This window comes from Granulicatella elegans, from assembly GCF_020735385.1.
GTDB lineage: Bacteria > Bacillota > Bacilli > Lactobacillales > Aerococcaceae > Granulicatella > Granulicatella elegans_B.
On sequence record NZ_CP085953.1, the window covers coordinates 537,474 to 554,045 of the forward strand.

At 32.0% G+C, this 16,572-nt stretch carries 13 protein-coding genes, 1 pseudogene and 1 other annotated feature; of the genes and pseudogenes, 11 read left to right on the plus strand and 3 right to left on the minus strand.

The features are described 5' to 3' along the window. The first annotated feature begins 10 nt into the window (after positions 1-10). The 5 genes and pseudogenes from gyrB to LK443_RS02770 all read left to right on the plus strand — a co-directional run. Positions 11-1,948, plus strand: a complete 1,938-nt coding sequence (gene gyrB, locus LK443_RS02750; protein ID WP_227932024.1) for a DNA topoisomerase (ATP-hydrolyzing) subunit B — start codon at positions 11-13, stop codon at positions 1,946-1,948. 24 nt (positions 1,949-1,972) lie between these two features. Next, on the plus strand, positions 1,973-4,525 hold the full coding sequence (gyrA, locus tag LK443_RS02755) for a DNA gyrase subunit A (RefSeq protein ID WP_227932026.1): 2,553 nt from the start codon (positions 1,973-1,975) through the stop codon (positions 4,523-4,525). Between the two features lie 197 nt (positions 4,526-4,722). Next, positions 4,723-5,475 carry an ABC transporter ATP-binding protein gene (locus LK443_RS02760; RefSeq protein WP_227932027.1) on the plus strand — a complete coding sequence of 251 codons (753 nt, stop codon included), beginning with the start codon at positions 4,723-4,725 and terminating at the stop codon, positions 5,473-5,475. Continuing rightward, complete coding sequence (locus LK443_RS02765; RefSeq protein WP_227932029.1) at positions 5,456-7,075, plus strand: hypothetical protein; 1,620 nt, start codon at positions 5,456-5,458, stop codon at positions 7,073-7,075. The genes LK443_RS02760 and LK443_RS02765 overlap by 20 nt, the downstream gene beginning before the upstream one ends. Positions 7,076-7,202: 127 nt before the next feature. Then, positions 7,203-7,428: a binding site (T-box leader), on the plus strand. A 73-nt stretch (positions 7,429-7,501) separates the two neighbouring features. Next, positions 7,502-8,397, plus strand: a pseudogene (locus tag LK443_RS02770) (5-methyltetrahydropteroyltriglutamate--homocysteine methyltransferase); the annotation flags it as partial. 62 nt (positions 8,398-8,459) lie between these two features. Here the strand turns inward: LK443_RS02770 and LK443_RS02775 are convergent. Both LK443_RS02775 and LK443_RS02780 read right to left on the minus strand, forming a co-directional pair. Continuing rightward, complete coding sequence (locus tag LK443_RS02775; protein WP_227932030.1) at positions 8,460-8,657, minus strand: helix-turn-helix domain-containing protein; 198 nt, start codon at positions 8,655-8,657, stop codon at positions 8,460-8,462. A 294-nt stretch (positions 8,658-8,951) separates the two neighbouring features. Next, positions 8,952-10,211, minus strand: coding sequence for an ISNCY family transposase (locus LK443_RS02780; RefSeq protein WP_227932438.1), 1,260 nt, complete (start codon positions 10,209-10,211; stop codon positions 8,952-8,954). A 349-nt stretch (positions 10,212-10,560) separates the two neighbouring features. On the opposite strand from LK443_RS02780, the gene rpsF reads away from it, so the two are divergent. From rpsF to rplI, 5 genes are all read left to right on the plus strand, one after another. Next, the gene (rpsF, locus tag LK443_RS02785) at positions 10,561-10,866 is read left to right on the plus strand and encodes a 30S ribosomal protein S6 (RefSeq protein ID WP_227932031.1); all 306 of its coding nucleotides are present in this window, start codon (positions 10,561-10,563) and stop codon (positions 10,864-10,866) included. Positions 10,867-10,902: 36 nt separating this feature from the next. Continuing rightward, positions 10,903-11,406, plus strand: coding sequence for a single-stranded DNA-binding protein (ssb, locus tag LK443_RS02790; protein ID WP_227932032.1), 504 nt, complete (start codon positions 10,903-10,905; stop codon positions 11,404-11,406). A 19-nt stretch (positions 11,407-11,425) separates the two neighbouring features. Next, positions 11,426-11,668 carry a 30S ribosomal protein S18 gene (rpsR, locus tag LK443_RS02795; protein WP_227932033.1) on the plus strand — a complete coding sequence of 81 codons (243 nt, stop codon included), beginning with the start codon at positions 11,426-11,428 and terminating at the stop codon, positions 11,666-11,668. A 290-nt stretch (positions 11,669-11,958) separates the two neighbouring features. Beyond that, positions 11,959-13,881, plus strand: coding sequence for a DHH family phosphoesterase (locus LK443_RS02800; protein ID WP_227932035.1), 1,923 nt, complete (start codon positions 11,959-11,961; stop codon positions 13,879-13,881). A 12-nt stretch (positions 13,882-13,893) separates the two neighbouring features. Then, positions 13,894-14,346 carry a 50S ribosomal protein L9 gene (gene rplI / locus LK443_RS02805; protein ID WP_227932036.1) on the plus strand — a complete coding sequence of 151 codons (453 nt, stop codon included), beginning with the start codon at positions 13,894-13,896 and terminating at the stop codon, positions 14,344-14,346. 227 nt (positions 14,347-14,573) lie between these two features. Here the strand turns inward: rplI and rlmH are convergent, their stop codons facing one another. Next, positions 14,574-15,053, minus strand: coding sequence for a 23S rRNA (pseudouridine(1915)-N(3))-methyltransferase RlmH (gene rlmH / locus LK443_RS02810; protein ID WP_227932037.1), 480 nt, complete (start codon positions 15,051-15,053; stop codon positions 14,574-14,576). 136 nt (positions 15,054-15,189) lie between these two features. Between rlmH and LK443_RS02815 the strand changes: the two genes are divergently transcribed. Next, the gene (locus LK443_RS02815) at positions 15,190-16,569 is read left to right on the plus strand and encodes a TrkH family potassium uptake protein (RefSeq protein ID WP_227932038.1); all 1,380 of its coding nucleotides are present in this window, start codon (positions 15,190-15,192) and stop codon (positions 16,567-16,569) included. The last annotated feature ends 3 nt before the right edge of the window (positions 16,570-16,572 follow it).

The window sequence follows — 16,572 nt, forward strand, 5'->3', positions numbered from 1 at the left end:
AGAATAGAAAATGACAGAAGAAAATAAAGAAGTTCTTGCTGCACAATATGATGCCAGTCAGATTCAAGTATTAGAAGGATTAGAAGCTGTACGTAAACGTCCAGGGATGTATATTGGTTCTACAAGTAGTGCTGGTTTACATCATTTAGTATGGGAAATTGTTGATAACTCAATCGATGAGGCTTTAGCAGGATTTGCGACTCATATCGAAATTGAGATTACACCTGAAAACCATATCCGTGTTACCGATGATGGTCGTGGAATTCCAGTTGATATTCAAGAAAAAACAGGCCGTCCTGCTGTAGAAACTGTCTTTACGGTACTACACGCTGGTGGTAAATTCGGCGGCGGAGGTTACAAAGTTTCTGGTGGTCTTCACGGGGTAGGTGCTTCTGTTGTAAATGCACTTTCTATAGAGTTAACTGTCCAAGTTTTTAAAGATGGAAATATTTATGAACAGTCTTATAAACGTGGTGCTGTTTTAGAAGATTTAAAAGTAATTGGACAAACGGATAAACATGGAACTAGTGTTTATTTTGTTCCAGATCCAGAAATTTTCCAAGAAACAACTGTATATGACTTTGAAAAATTAGCGAATCGTGTTCGAGAACTAGCTTTTTTAAACAAAGGTTTAAAACTAACGATTACTGATTTGCGAGTAGAAGAGCCTGTTGTAAAAACATTTTATTATGAAGGCGGAATTAAAAGTTATGTGGAACATTTAAATAAATCTAAGCAAGTATTATTTGAAGAACCGATTTATGTTGAAGGGGAACAAGATGGCATTCAAGTGGAAGTAGCCATGCAGTATACTTCAGGATATCATACGAATTTATTAAGTTTTACAAATAATATCCATACTTATGAAGGTGGAACGCATGAATCTGGAATGAAAACTGCCCTTACTCGTGTTATTAATGATTACGCTCGTCGTCAAAAAATCATGAAAGAAAACGAAGAAAAATTAAGTGGGGAAGATGTACGTGAAGGATTAACGGCTGTTGTATCTATTAAACATCCTAATCCACAATTTGAAGGACAAACGAAAACAAAATTAGGAAATTCTGAAGCAAGAACAATTACAGATCGATTATTTGCGACTCATTTTGATAAATTCTTAATGGAAAATCCACAAGTCGCTCGTAAAATTGTTGAAAAAGGGATTTTAGCTTCTAAAGCACGTTTAGCTGCTAAAAGAGCTCGTGAAGTAACTCGTAAAAAATCTGGTTTAGAAATTTCTAATTTACCAGGAAAATTAGCGGACTGTTCAAGTAATGATCCAAGCGTTTCAGAAATCTTCATCGTCGAAGGAGATTCTGCGGGAGGTTCTGCAAAACAAGGACGTTCTCGTCACTTCCAAGCGATTTTACCAATTCGAGGGAAAATCTTAAACGTTGAAAAAGCATCATTAGATAAAATTTTAGCCAATGATGAAATTCGTTCCCTATTTACTGCAATGGGAACAGGATTTGGTGGAGATTTTGATTTATCGAAAGCTCGTTATCATAAATTAGTTATTATGACCGATGCCGATGTCGATGGAGCGCATATTCGAACATTATTAATTACATTATTCTATCGTTATATGCGTCCAGTAGTGGAAGCAGGATACGTTTATATTGCGCAACCGCCTCTTTATAAATTAAAACAAGGAAAACAAGAGTTTTATATTCAAAATGATGAGGAATTAGAAGCAAAATTAAAAGAACTTCCAGCTAGTCCAAAACCACAAATTTCTCGATATAAAGGCTTAGGAGAAATGGATGCGGAACAATTATGGGAAACAACAATGAATCCTCAAAATCGTTCGATGTTACAAGTAACGGTTGAAGATGCTGCTGAAGCTGATCAAGTGTTAGATATGTTAATGGGCGATAAAGTAGAACCACGTCGAGAATTTATTGAAGCAAATGCGAAATTTATTGACGTGAATGATTTAGATATTTAATGATTGAAGAAGAGGAGAGACAAAATGTCTGAGGAAAAAGATTTAGAATTTTTCGAAGAAAAATTCGAACCAACGGATTTAGCAAAAACAATGCGTAAATCATTTTTGGAATATTCCATGAGTGTTATTGTATCTCGTGCGCTTCCTGATGTTCGTGATGGGTTAAAACCCGTTCACCGTCGTATTTTATTTGGAATGCATGAATTAGGAGTAACGCCAGATAAACCCCATAAAAAATCCGCTCGTATTGTTGGGGATGTAATGGGTAAATACCATCCACACGGAGACTCTGCGATTTATGATGCAATGGTTCGTATGGCACAAGATTTCTCATATCGTTATCCATTAATTGATGGTCACGGAAACTTTGGTTCTGTCGACGGAGATAGTCCAGCGGCAATGCGTTATACCGAAGCAAGAATGAGTAAAATTGCTTTAGAAATGCTACGTGATATTAATAAAGATACGATTAATTATCGTGATAACTATGATTCAACAGAGCGTGAGCCAGAAGTTTTACCATCTCGTATTCCAAACCTTTTAGTCAATGGAGCTACAGGGATTGCGGTAGGGATGGCAACGAATATTCCTCCACATCATTTAGGGGAAGTCATTTCTGCTTTACATTTATTAATGAAAAATCCTGATGTTACAACAGCTGAGTTGATGGAAGTATTACCAGGACCTGATTTTCCAACAGGTGGAATTGTACTAGGTAAATCTGGAATTCGTCGTGCTTATGAAACAGGTCGTGGATCTATTACGGTCCGTGGACGTGTACAAATTGAAGAATTAAAAAATGGAAAAGAACGGATTATTATTACAGAATTACCATATATGGTCAATAAAGCTCGTTTAGTAGAACGTATTTCTCAATTGCATCATGAAAAGAAAATTGAAGGAATTACGTACTTAAATGACGAATCTGACCGTAAAGGAATGCGTGTCGTTATTGAAGTGAGAAGAGATGTTTCTGCTTCAGTTGTGTTAAATAATTTATACAAATTAACGCCATTACAATCAAATTTTGGATTTAATATGTTAGCAATTGTAGGGCAAGAACCAAAAATTTTAAGCTTAAAAGAAATTTTACGACACTACTTAAATCACCAAGAAGAAGTGATTCGTCGTCGTAGTATTTTCGAAAAGAAAAAAGCTGAAGATCGTGCTCATATTTTAGAAGGTTTACAAGTAGCTCTAGATCATATCGATGCCATTGTGGCGATTCTTCGTAGTTCTGCTAGTGGTGATATTGCTAAAGAACGTTTCATGAATGAATATGGATTAAGCGATAAACAAGCTCAAGCTATTTTAGATATGAGAATGGTTCGCTTAACAGGATTAGAACGTGAGAAAATCGATGCAGAATATGCAGATTTACAAGCACTTATCAAAAAATTAAATGAAATTTTAGCCAGCGAAGAAAGACGTTATGAAATTATCGAACAAGAATTATTAGAAATTCAACAAAAATTTGATAATCCTCGTCGTACTGAATTATTAGTCGGAGAAGCTTTAAGTTTAGAAGATGAAGACTTAATCGAACAAGAAGATGTAGTCATTACATTAACGAAGAATGGCTATATTAAACGATTAGCAAATTCTGAATTTAAAACACAACGTCGTGGTGGTCGTGGTGTACAAGGAATGAGTGTCCATGATGATGACTTTGTAGAAAATATGATTTCATGTTCAACTCATGATTCATTATTATTCTTTACGAATACAGGTAAAGTATATCAAGCAAAAGGATATGAAATTCCAGAATACAGCCGTACTGCGAAAGGATTACCAGTCATTAACTTATTGAATATTGACTCAACTGAGAAAATTCAAGCGATTATTAGTGTACCGGAATCTGATGAAACAGAAAGATTCTTATTCTTTACAACTTTACATGGAACTGTTAAACGTGTGAAATTATCAGACTTCAAAAATATTCGTACAAATGGATTACGTGCGATTCAATTACGAGAAGATGATCAATTGATTCGTGTAGTAGTAACAAGTGGTCAAGATGGCATCATTCTTGGAACTTACCACGGAAATGCTGTAACATTCCATGAAGAAAAAGTTCGTGCAATGGGTCGTACAGCAGCAGGGGTTCGAGGCGTATCCCTACGTGATGATGACTTCGTGATTGGAATGGATATTTTAACGCCTGAACGTGAAGTATTAGTCGTTAGTGAAAAAGGATATGGTAAACGTACAGCTGCCAGCGAATATGCCTTAAAAGGTCGTGGTGGTAAAGGAGTTAAAACCCTTCGTATTACTGAGAAAAATGGTCCTCTTGTATGCTTAAGAACCGTAACAGGTGAGGAAGATTTAATGATTATGACGAATAAAGGAGTAATCATTCGATTCCACGCTTCAGATGTTTCTCAAACAGGTCGTGGAGCTCTTGGAGTACGTATGATGCGTTTAGATCAAGATGCTATTGTAAGTTCATTAGCCATTGTTAATCGTGAAGAGGAAGCAGAAGAAACGATTACTTCATCAGAAGAAACAGTTGTTTCTGAAAAAGTAACCGAAAACTTACAAAACTTCGCACAAGAATTAGTAGACGAACAAGAATAAAATAGTAAAAATAGACTTTTCTAAATGAGCAAAGGTATTAGACATCCTTTCATGCTATGAGGAAAAGTCTTTTTTCTATTTATGATTAAAATACAAAAAATCAAGCAATTCTATTGAAAAATCAGACTTTAGTCACTAGAAAAGCGCTATTATTAGGTGTATAATCATCGTAATTACAGGATGGGAGGAAGTTTGTCATGATTGAATTTAAACAAGCAACAAAAAAATATGGAGATAAAGTAGCTTTAAACAACTTAAACTTAACGATTGAAAGTGGAGAAATTGTTGGATTAATTGGACATAATGGTGCAGGAAAATCCACAACGATTAAATCATTAGTGAGTATTTTGCCACTCACTAGTGGAACCATTGAAGTAGATGGTGTTCCTCTATCACAAGATCCATTAACGATTAAGCGAAAAATTGGATATGTAGCAGATTCTCCAGATTTATTTTTACGTTTAACAGCTAATGAATTTTGGGAATTAATTGCAGTTTCTTATCAATTAACAATGAATGAAGTAGAAGACAGATTAACCGATTTATTAGAGTTATTTGACTTTACTCCTTATCGTTATGATGTTATTGAATCATTTTCTCATGGAATGAGACAAAAAGTATTCGTCATTGGGGCTTTATTATCCGACCCAGATATTTGGATTTTAGATGAACCATTAACTGGTTTAGATCCACAAGCTGCTTACGATTTGAAAAAAATGATGCGGGAACATGCTGAAAAAGGAAAAACAGTCTTATTTTCTACTCACGTATTAGAAGTAGCAGAACAATTATGTGATCGTATTGCCATTTTGAAAAAAGGTGAATTACTATTTTACGGTACAATCGAAGAGTTAAAAGAACATAATCCTCAAGAGTCTCTTGAAAGTATTTACTTATCTTTAGCGGGACGTAAGGAAGGAGAGACTGTCGATGAATCTGCAAGCTGTTAGAAAATTAGTGAAGTTGAATTTATTATATGCAGTTGCTCCTGCTCAATTAGCTGCTTATCGAAAAAAACAAGAAAAAAATCCACTAAAAAAAATCGATATCCCTAAAAAAATTCTTCGTTCTCAGCTCATGATTGGATTAATTTATATTGCTTTTTTTGGGGTGTTTAATTCATTTGTAAACCCTATTGGAAACAATCCTGTCTTATTTGCAAATATGATTAGTATTTTTAGTGCTTTTACATTTTCTCAAAGTTTTATTGCTTTTTATAATGTATTTTATGAAAGTAAAGATTTAACTTCTTATCGACCTTATGCTTTTAGAGAAGTAGAAATTATTCTTGGAAAAGCTATTTCAGTTATGATGGTCACTTTAATGGGATTAGGCCCTATTATTGCTTTTTTTATTGTTTTACCGATTCAATATGGAAAAGATTTTTGGTATACCATTCCTTTAATGATTGTTAACTGCTTCATCTTATTAGTCTTTTTAGGAGTATTTATTTTTACACTCGTACATTATTTGACAAGTTTGTTATTTTTTAAGAAGCATAAAAATATTATTTCGAATATTTTATTAGGGTTTGTTTCTATTTTTTCAGGTTTACTCTATATTTTAATTTCTAATCATAATAGTGTTTCAATATTAACGAAACAAGAGAGGGCTTTTATTCCTCCTGTTGAAGCTTTTTATGCGATGATTCTTCATCCATTATCATTTGAAGGAATGATTGGCTATATTGGATGGATTGGAATTACAGTTCTCTTATTAGTAAATATTCACTATAAAGTATTGCCAACATTTTATGAAAAAGCGATGGAAGTTAGTTCAATTCAACAATATTCTAAAAGAGTTCGTAGCTTTACATTGGATAATTTTTCAAAATTAGTGAAAAAATACCATATCCAATTAATGAAAGAAGGCTCCATTATTGTTCAAGGAATCATTGTACCAAGCATTTTACCGTTTTTGATGTTTTTACCAATGATTTTTGGAGTAACGAGAGAAGGAATTACTGTTACAGAATTTTTTACCTTCCGATTTTTAGTTTCTTATTTATTATTTGCATTACTATTTGCAGTAACGAACTCAATTGGAAATAACTTAACAAGTATTGGTTTTTCTTTAGAAAGAGAAAATTTTGAATATTTAAAAGTATTACCAATTGATATGAAAAAATATGCTCGTGAAAAATTTAAAGTATTATTTTTAGCGCAATCTTCAGTGCCAATTTTATTATTAAGTATTGTATTATTAGTACTACGCATGCCAATTTTATTAGTATTAGCTGTACTAGTTACTTGGTTTTCAATTAGTTTTGGCTTATCAGCTTGGGGATTTGAAAGAGACTATCGTCTACGTGTTCCAAATTGGAGTAATATTGTCGAACTACAAAGTCGAGGAAATAAATTTTTATTAGGATTATTAATGTTTATTTTATTTATTTTTTTACTCCTTTGTATAGTAGCCTCTTTCCCAATTATTCACTTCCTTCCCGAAACAATTGGTTATATTATAGGAGCTGTAGCTTTTATCATTCTCAATGGACTAGGGCTATTCTTTGGGGAATATTATTTAAGAAAATTGAAAAAAGCCTTATAATTTTTGACTCCATAGTGAAAGCTATGGAGTTTTTGTAAATTTTAATATAGTTTTAAACTATAACTAAAGACAATAATTAGATAGTTTGTTAGAACACTTTTTCCTGTTATTCTAAGTTCAGTTAAAGAACAGCACTGTGAAAATGTGAGTAGAGAAGGAAACTTGTTTAGAGAGTCTCGGTAGGTGAAAAGAGATCAAGATTAAATTTTTGAAGATGGCCTTGGAGTGTTAGATATTGAATGATTAAATATCTACGGGTAGCCTGATATAGAAAGAGTATAACTATACTCAAAGAGGGAATTATTGCGAAATAATTCTAAAACAAGGTGGTAACACGAAATTTCGTCCTTGCAGTGAAAAACTGTAAGGATTTTTTATTTTAGGAAGAATGTATCATGACAAAACAACAAGCACCATTTAGAGTATCACGTAGGAAGTTTCTTACGTACAAAGGAATTAGTAGAAGCAAGAGAAAAATTTGCAAACGGAAGTATTTCTAGAGAAGAGTTAACAGCAGTGAAAGATAAAACGATTCAAGAAATTGTGAAAAAACAAATTGCTACTGGATTACAAGGGGTAACAGATGGAGAATTTCGTCGTGCTTACTGGCATTTAGCCTTTTTTTGAGGGGTTTTATATGGAGTAGAACATGTAGTGGGTGAACGTAGCTATTTATTTCATGGAATTGAAACAAAAGCTGATACCGCAGTACTTAAAGCACCGATTAATGGAAAAAAGCACCCATTTGTTAAACATTTTGAGTTTTTAAGAGATTTAGTAAAAGAAGAAGATGTCATTGTTAAATTTACAATTCCTTCACCTTCACAATTTTATTTTGAATTAATTCGTACACCAGAGCATATTGTTGCTCGTGCTTTACGTTTAAACAATGGTGTCATTGCAAATGCACTTAAAGATTTAGTGATTAACACTCACGTTTGTCGTGGTAATTTCCATTCTACTTGGATTTCTCAAGGAGGATACAATAAAGTAGAAGATGAATAACTGGTGGAAAAAATGTAAATGCCTATTATTTAGAATTTGATACAGATCGTGCAGGGGACTTTAAACCATTAGTAAAAGTTGGAACAGAGAAAAAAATAGTTCTTGGACTATTAACATCAAAATTTGCTGATTTAGAAAATAAAAATGACATTATTGTTCGTATTAAAGAAGCTGGTCAATATGTTCCATTAGAAAATCTATATTTAAGTACACAATGTAGATTTGCTTCAACAGAAGAAGGAAATATTTTAACGATTGAAGCACAATGGGATAAATTAAAACTAATTGACGAAATTGTTCGTGAAGTTTGGAAATAGTCTCTTAACAGTATGTGGATTCTCTGCATATTATTTTTCAAACTAGAACATAGATTGAGAATTTAGCTATTTAAACGATCACAAGGAGGAAGTTTTTTATGTTCATCTAGTTGTTTAATGACTAAATGTTTACGAATTTCTTTTGAAACAGAAGAAGGATCTTTCTCAATTTTAGCGGAAATCTCTCTAAATGAAGAACTTTGTGTAATACCTAATTCAATTTCAATACGATCAGATAATGTTAAATGTTTATGTTTCATCGTTCCATACCATCATTTGTCCCATACTAAATTCTACCATAAAATGTAGTCTTAGATTAACTTCTAGTATTGATACTTAACTAGAAGTTACTTTGAAACTTTATGGTTAAATAAAAATTAATGCAAAATCGTGTCAAGCACAAGTTAAAATGTCCCGAAAAAATTAGTTTAGTACAGGTGTGCTATACACGCTAAAGCATGTATAGCTGCCCAAAAATAAAACATCAAAATATAAATATTTTAATGTTTTATTTTCGGAAAAAAAGGGGGGTTAGTGTTTCTTACTCAGTTTATTTAAATAATTCTGATAAGACTGTGCTTTCCAAGGATGTGACATAGGTGGAATATGAGGTTTTTTAGCTTTTTTTCTACCTGTTCGATCGTTTCTAAGTCAAGATCCTTAGACACAGCCTCATGCTCTTTAATAACTTCTAAAGCATATAATTTATCATTTAAACTAGCGAATAATTGTTCATCTAGTGTTTCTATAACCATTACTCTAGAGTTTCGTAGTAAATAAATTTGTTCACCATTCGCATCAATAAAACGATAAGCATTGTTTTTATATTTAATAGAATGCCCTGCTGATACCGTTCTAAATGTATGTTTTGACAATAATTGATTAATCGATAATGTTGTATCTAGCTTTTCGAAAGCATTTTGTGTATCCTTAAGAGGGAAAGCAAATTGTTTATTAAAATTTTCAACAAAGGATTGTAAATAAAGATTTGCTTCTTCAAAAGTTTGGATATTGTAAAGATACAATTCGCTTGCGAGGCGGCTTTGTAAGGTGCCAAAGAAACGTTCAACCCGTCCTTTTGCTTGAGGAACAGAGGTAGTATCTAAGGAAACACCTAGAGTTTTACACATATATCCATATTGAGTAAGGGTTTCTCCGTCGGAAGAGGAATCCTTCTTTTTTTTCTGATTGTATATAAAAACAGAACGTCTATCCGTTAAAATTTTAACAGGAATTCCGTATTTTTCTAAAAATTGAGCGGTTACTTCGTAATAGCCTTTCAACGTTTCTTGATGATCAAAATAAGCTCCGACAATCATCCCAGTACAATCATCAACAGCGATATGTAAATGCGACACCTCTTCTCCAAACCAAACAAAAGGCGAAGCATCCATCTGCAATAATTCACCAGCGTATTTTTTTCTAGGACGAGATGGATGAGCCTTTTCTAAAGGAACGATATTTTCTTTAACAGAGGAATCAGAACTATCACTATAGTTTTCCTTCTTTTGTTTTTTTTCGAGTACTAATTTTTTCTTCATCTTTCTTTTCGTTGCTTTACGAGCTTTAGGAGAAAGGCAATTTGCTTCAGCAAGAATATTTCTTAAAGAACTTAAAGACACTGAAATATTCTCATGAGAACGTAGAAATTCATGAAAATGAATAAAATTAAACCCATTATATCTAGAACTATAAAGAGCAATAATTTGTTGTTTTATTTCAGACGAAATGGCAAAGGAACATTTCCTACCAGCATTTTTATGTTTAAAACCAGGACGACCTTCAGCAGAAAATCGTTGAATATAACGATTAATTTGTCTACGAGATAATCCTAATTCGCATTCTGCTCTTTGTTTTGATTTTTTCCTTCTACAACTTTTTTAATGACTTCATATTTAATTTTTTCGTTCATATTTAGATAATCCTCCATACAAGCCCTCCATAATATTAGAATGAATTTATTGTAACATTAGTTGGGACATTTTTACTTGTGTTTCATTGAGACATTATCACTTGTGTTTGACAAGTTAAATAAAAATTAATGCAAAATCGTTGTCAGAATGCAATTTTTCTGTTATAATGATGGAACATGAGTATTAGTTTTAATACTCTCCTTGCTTGTTCAAAAGAATAAGCCAAAAGTCCATAAGGAGGTGACAGTCAATGAGTCAAACATCAAATTACGAGATTTTATACATTATCCGTCCAAACATCGATGAAGCTGCTAAAGCTGAATTGGTTGCAAGATTTGATGCTGTATTAACAGATAATGGCGCTGTTATTGTTGAATCTAAAGACTGGGCGAAACGTCGTTTTGCATACGAAATTAAAGATTTCCACGAAGGTATCTATCATTTAGTGAACATCACTGCTGAAGATGCAAAAGCAATTGACGAATTCGACCGTTTAGCTAAAATCAGCAATGACATCTTACGTCATATGGTTGTTAAAGTAGAAGCATTTGCTTAATAATAAGTAAAACAAATCTTGAAAGGAGCAGATACTATGATCAATAATGTTGTGTTAGTTGGTCGTTTAACTCGACCAGTAGACTTAAAATATACTCCAAATGGAGTAGCGGTTGGAACTTTTTCAGTTGCATGTGACCGCCGTTTTAAAAATCAACAAGGAACAAGAGAAACAGATTTTATTAACTGTAGAATTTGGAGAGAACGTGCTGAAACGTTAGCGAAGTACACTCGTAAGGGTTCTTTGATTGGAGTTGAAGGACGTATTGAGACTAGAACTTATGAAAATCAACAAGGACAAAAAGTTTATGTAACTGAAGTTGTCGCTGAGAATTTTTCATTATTAGAGTCTAAAAATGTTACTGAACAACGTTCAATGAATGATTCTTATAACGGTTATTCACAACAAAATCAGTATCAATCACAAGGTGGTTATAACTCACCAGGTGCTCCTACATCATCATTTGGAAATGTTCCAGCAGACCCATTTTTAGCTAATGGTGAAGCAATTAATATTTCTGACGATGATTTACCATTCTAATTAAAAGGAGGATACCGTAATGGCTCAACAACGTAGAGGTGGCGGCGCTCGTCGTCGTAAAAAAGTTTGCTATTTCACTGCAAACCACATTAAATATATCGATTACAAAGATGTAGAATTATTAAAACGCTACATTTCTGAAAAAGGTAAAATCTTACCACGTCGTGTAACAGGTACTTGTGCTAAATATCAACGTCTTTTAACTGTTGCTATTAAACGTGCTCGTATTATGGGATTATTACCATTTACAACAGTAGACTAATTAAGATAAAGGACTGGTTTTCCAGTCCTTTTTTCTATCAAAATGTTTCACGTGAAACATTAGAAGAGAATTTCAATATCAGAATAAATGTTTCACGTGAAACATTTTGACAAAGCATCAAGGGTATTCCTAAGCTGGAAAATATGTTAAAATGTATATAGAAAGATGGTGATAAACATATGTTAAATCATTTTAAGGAATGGTATGAAAAACTTCCATCTTATCTAAGAGTCCCTTCTGTAAAATATTATGGAGGATCTTTTATAATCCTTTTATTTATTCTATGTATAATGAGTTTTGTAACTCATGTATGGTTAGGTTTCGTATTTTTATTTTGGATATGTTTATTTGCCACATTAGTATATTTTTCAATACAGCATATTAATAAAAAAATTAATGAATATGCGATTGATATAGCTTACAAGATTCTTAAAGGTGAGCAAGACGCCTATTTAAAAATGCCAATAGGTATGATTTTATATGATAAAAATGAGAATATTACATGGATAAATCCATATCTTCAGAAGAAACTCCAAAGACAGGATGTTATAGGAATTCCGTTAAAAGAATTAAATGAACGATTATATTATCAAGTGAAAAGACAAATTCAAAATCAAAAAGAAAATGATATCTTTACTCATGTAGATAAAAAATATCAAGTAATCGTACATTCTGACATTCGAATGATTTATTTAACAGATATTACAGAATATGCAAGTGTTGAAGAAAAATATCATGAAGAACAAATTGTTTTTGGACAAATATTTTTAGATAATTTTTCAGAAGTTTCCCAGTCATTAAATGATAGAAGAAAATCAAATTTAAACAATTTTGTAACGAATCAATTATCAAGTTGGGCAATTCATCATAATATCTTTATGAAGAGAGTGGACGATGATCGTTTTATTGCATTTTTAAATCGAAAATCATTGGAAATTTTGGAAAAAGAAAAGTTTGATATTATGGATAAAATTCGTGAAACTACAGCTAAACAAAACTATCCATTAACTGTAAGTATGGGATTCTCCTATCCAGATAAAGAAAATAGTGATGTAACATACCCAGAAATTGCTTCTTATGCGCAAGCAAACTTGGATTTAGCTCTAGGACGTGGTGGAGACCAAGTAGTTGTTCGTTCTCAAAATGAGGATGCACGTTTCTATGGTGGAAAATCAAACCCAATGGAAAAACGAACAAGAGTAAGAGCAAGAATGGTTTCTCAAGCATTAAAAGATTTAATGGAAGAAGCATCTGAAATTATTGTAATGGGACATCAATTTCCAGATATGGATGCTATAGGAGCTTGTTTAGGAATTCGACGTATTGCAAACATGAATCAGAAAAAAGCTTGGATTGTGACAAATGAAAATCAATATTCTCATGATATTCATAAACTGATGGATGTCATTCAAAAACAAAAAGCACTACGAGAGGATATAATTACTCCAGAAGAAGCATTGGAAAAACTAACACCCAATACATTAGTTATATTAGTGGATGTGAGTCGTCCAGTCATTGCTGCTTCTCCAGAAGTGTTGAAACAAGCTAATAAAATTGTTGTAATCGACCACCATCGAAGAAGTCAAGATTTTCCAAAAAATCCTGTGTTGGTTTATATTGAACCTTATGCTTCTTCAACTGGTGAATTAATCACAGAATTATTTGAATATCAGAATAATTATGCAGAAAGTATTCAACCAATTGAAGCAACAGCGATGTTAGGTGGAATTATTGTTGATACAAGAAACTTTACATTAAGAACAGGTTCAAGAACATTTGACGCAGCAAGTTATTTAAAATCAGTTGGTGCAGATACAATTCTAATTCAAAGATTATTGAAAGAAAATGTAGAAACTTTTTTATTAAGAAGTCATTTATTAAATTCATTAATTTTATTGGATAATAATATTGGAATTGTACAAGGGGAAGAGGATAATCCTTATTCAACAGTTGTTGCTGCACAAACAGCCGATATGATGCTTTCAATGGAAAATATTGATGCTTCATTTGTTGTTACAAAACGTGAAGATGGACGAATAGGTATTAGTGGAAGAAGTTTAGAAAATAAAAATGTACAACGAGTAATGGAAAAAATGGGGGGTGGAGGACATCTCTCGAATGCAGCTACTCAATTAAGTGATACTACGATTGAAGAAGCTGTTATCCAATTAAAAGAAGTAATTTCTGATTTAGGAAATGATATAGATTTATAGGAGGTAAGAAAAATGAAAGTTATTTTTCTACAAGATGTTAAAGGTAAAGGTAAAAAAGGAGATGTAAAAAACGTAGCAGATGGCTATGCACAAAATTTCCTTATTAAAAATGGTTTAGCGAAAGAAGCAACAAATGCTAGCTTATCAACTTTAGCTGGTCAAAAGAAAGCAGAAGAAAAACATAATGCTGAATTATTAGCACAAGCTAAAAAATTAAAAGAGTTTTTAGAAAAAGAAGAAACTGTGGTAACGATTAAAGCAAAAGCAGGAGAAGATGGACGTTTATTTGGAGCAATTCCAGCAAAACAAATTGCAGAAGAATTTAATAAAGCTTTTAATCTATCATTAGATCGTCGTAAATTTGAATTATCTGCTCCTATTCGTGCATTAGGATTTGCTAGAGTACCTGTTAAATTACATCATGATGTTCAAGCAATAATGACTGTGAATATTGTTGCTCAATAATAACTTTTCCAAAACTGTGGATAAATTTCCACAGTTTTTATTTATTTGTAAAATTATTCACAAATAAATGTAAATAAAAACCACCGATTTTCATCGGTGGAAAAAAGGATTAGAAATATTTATTTTGGGAGGATAAATATTCTTATTTGGGAATGACTAAAGTATAGAGGAAGAATATGAAAAAATTATGAAATAAATTTATAGATTTTATTATGTTTTATGAAAAATTATTTATGATAGGCATGCCCTGCAGTAATACGAAATGCACGATAAATTTGTTCAACTAGAACTAGTCTCATTAATTGATGAGGAAGAGTAATTCTACCAAATGAAATTTTAACATTCGCACGTTTTTTTACCATATCACTTAGTCCAAGTGAACCACCAATAATGAAAACAATAGAACTTTTTCCATTTATTCCATAATTTTCAATTTTTTTAGCTAATTGTTCTGAACTAATTAAATCTCCCTCAATTGCCATAGCAATAACGGTATCAGAATCCTTTACTTTAGAAAGAATTTTTTCTCCTTCTTTATCTTTAACTTGCTCCATTTCTTTTTCACTTAGATTTTCTGGAGCCTTTTCATCAGGAACTTCAATGAATTGAAGTTTACAATAACTTCCTAATCGTTTGGCATATTCGTCTATACCTTGTTTCAAATATTTTTCTTTTAATTTTCCAACACTAATAATGGTAATATTCATATGACTCTCCTTTAAAAAGTTTACGTTAGTATTATACTAAATATTTGGATAAGATTTCATTTATTTTATCGATTTTTTTATTGAAAAGCATTATAATTTTCAAGAATAGATTTTTTATCATTAAAGGAGGAATTAAATGATTCGTTTTTTATTTCAACAATCCATTCCTAAAAGAATAGCAGCTAGTTTTGCTATCGTCATTTTAGTGGGTTCTTTATTATTAAACTTACCTATCTCACAATTAGAAACTTCACAGGCAACTTATTTTGATCATTTGTTTACGACAGTTTCTATGGTTTGTGTAACTGGATTATTTACTCAGCCAGTTGCTTCTACTTATAATACATTTGGTCAAATGATTGGTATGATATTAATACAAATTGGTGGGCTCGGGTTAATGAGTATGATTGCTTTTTTCTTTTTTGATTCAGGAAAGAAATTGTCTTTAATGGATCGTCTGGCACTGCAAGATAGTTTGAATAGAGATGATACAAAGAATTTTAAAGATTACTTAAGTACTATTTTTAAATATACTTTTATCATTGAAGGAATAGCAGCTATATTATTTATGATACGTTTTATACCGATGTTAGGAGTTGGTAAAGGGATATTTACTTCGATATTTCTTGCAATTTCTGCTTTTTGTAATGCTGGATTTGATAACTTAGGAAGTAATAGTTTGATTGATTACGCAACAGATCCATTATTATCAATTGTCATTTCAGCATTAATTATATTAGGGGGAATTGGTTTTGCAGTATGGTTTGATGTGAAAAATTCTATTTCACGCTATCGTCGTTCGCTTCCAAATAAATATCACAAGTCATTTTATCAACGATTACATTATCATACGAAAGTGGTCATTTTATTAACATTAGGGATTTTGCTAACAGGAACTTTCTTAACGTTGATAACAGAGTGGCATAATCCTGATACGATTGGAAATTTGAATTTTGGAGAAAAATTATTAGTTAGTTTTTTCCAAACGGTGACGATGAGAACAGCAGGATTTGCTAGTATTGATTATACAAAAGCTAATCCTTCAACTTTATTACTCTATTGTATTCAAATGTTTATTGGTGGATCTCCAGGAGGAACAGCAGGCGGTGTGAAAACTACAACAGTATTAGTCGTTTTATTATTTATTCGTTCTGAAATTTATGAAAAGAAGTCCATTAATTTTAGACATCATACGATTTCCTATGAAATGGCTCGAAAATCATTAACGATTTTTATGATTTTTACCGTTTTAACATTAAGTAGTGTATTCTTGTTAAGTTTAACGGATCCACAGGTTCCATTATTATATACATTATTTGAAACAATTTCTGCCATGTGTACAGTGGGGGTAACAGCTAATTTAACACCGACCTTATCGATGTTTGGACAAATTATTATTATGATATTAATGTTTATAGGAAGAATTGGGCCTTTAACAGTATTACTAAGTTTTTCAAATCGTAATCAACAAGAGTTACTGATAAAATATGCGAAAGCTCCATTATTAATCGGATAGAAA

What these genes read in the sequence shown, in the direction of transcription:
- gyrB (WP_227932024.1), top strand. Translation starts at nt 11, where the DNA reads ATGACAGAAGAAAATAAAGAAGTTCTTGCTGCACAATATGATGCCAGT.
- gyrA (WP_227932026.1), top strand. Translation starts at nt 1,973, where the DNA reads ATGTCTGAGGAAAAAGATTTAGAATTTTTCGAAGAAAAATTCGAACCA.
- LK443_RS02760 (WP_227932027.1), top strand. Translation starts at nt 4,723, where the DNA reads ATGATTGAATTTAAACAAGCAACAAAAAAATATGGAGATAAAGTAGCT.
- LK443_RS02765 (WP_227932029.1), top strand. Translation starts at nt 5,456, where the DNA reads ATGAATCTGCAAGCTGTTAGAAAATTAGTGAAGTTGAATTTATTATAT.
- LK443_RS02775 (WP_227932030.1), bottom strand. Translation starts at nt 8,657, where the DNA reads ATGAAACATAAACATTTAACATTATCTGATCGTATTGAAATTGAATTA.
- rpsF (WP_227932031.1), top strand. Translation starts at nt 10,561, where the DNA reads ATGAGTCAAACATCAAATTACGAGATTTTATACATTATCCGTCCAAAC.
- ssb (WP_227932032.1), top strand. Translation starts at nt 10,903, where the DNA reads ATGATCAATAATGTTGTGTTAGTTGGTCGTTTAACTCGACCAGTAGAC.
- rpsR (WP_227932033.1), top strand. Translation starts at nt 11,426, where the DNA reads ATGGCTCAACAACGTAGAGGTGGCGGCGCTCGTCGTCGTAAAAAAGTT.
- LK443_RS02800 (WP_227932035.1), top strand. Translation starts at nt 11,959, where the DNA reads ATGAGTTTTGTAACTCATGTATGGTTAGGTTTCGTATTTTTATTTTGG.
- rplI (WP_227932036.1), top strand. Translation starts at nt 13,894, where the DNA reads ATGAAAGTTATTTTTCTACAAGATGTTAAAGGTAAAGGTAAAAAAGGA.
- rlmH (WP_227932037.1), bottom strand. Translation starts at nt 15,053, where the DNA reads ATGAATATTACCATTATTAGTGTTGGAAAATTAAAAGAAAAATATTTG.
- LK443_RS02815 (WP_227932038.1), top strand. Translation starts at nt 15,190, where the DNA reads ATGATTCGTTTTTTATTTCAACAATCCATTCCTAAAAGAATAGCAGCT.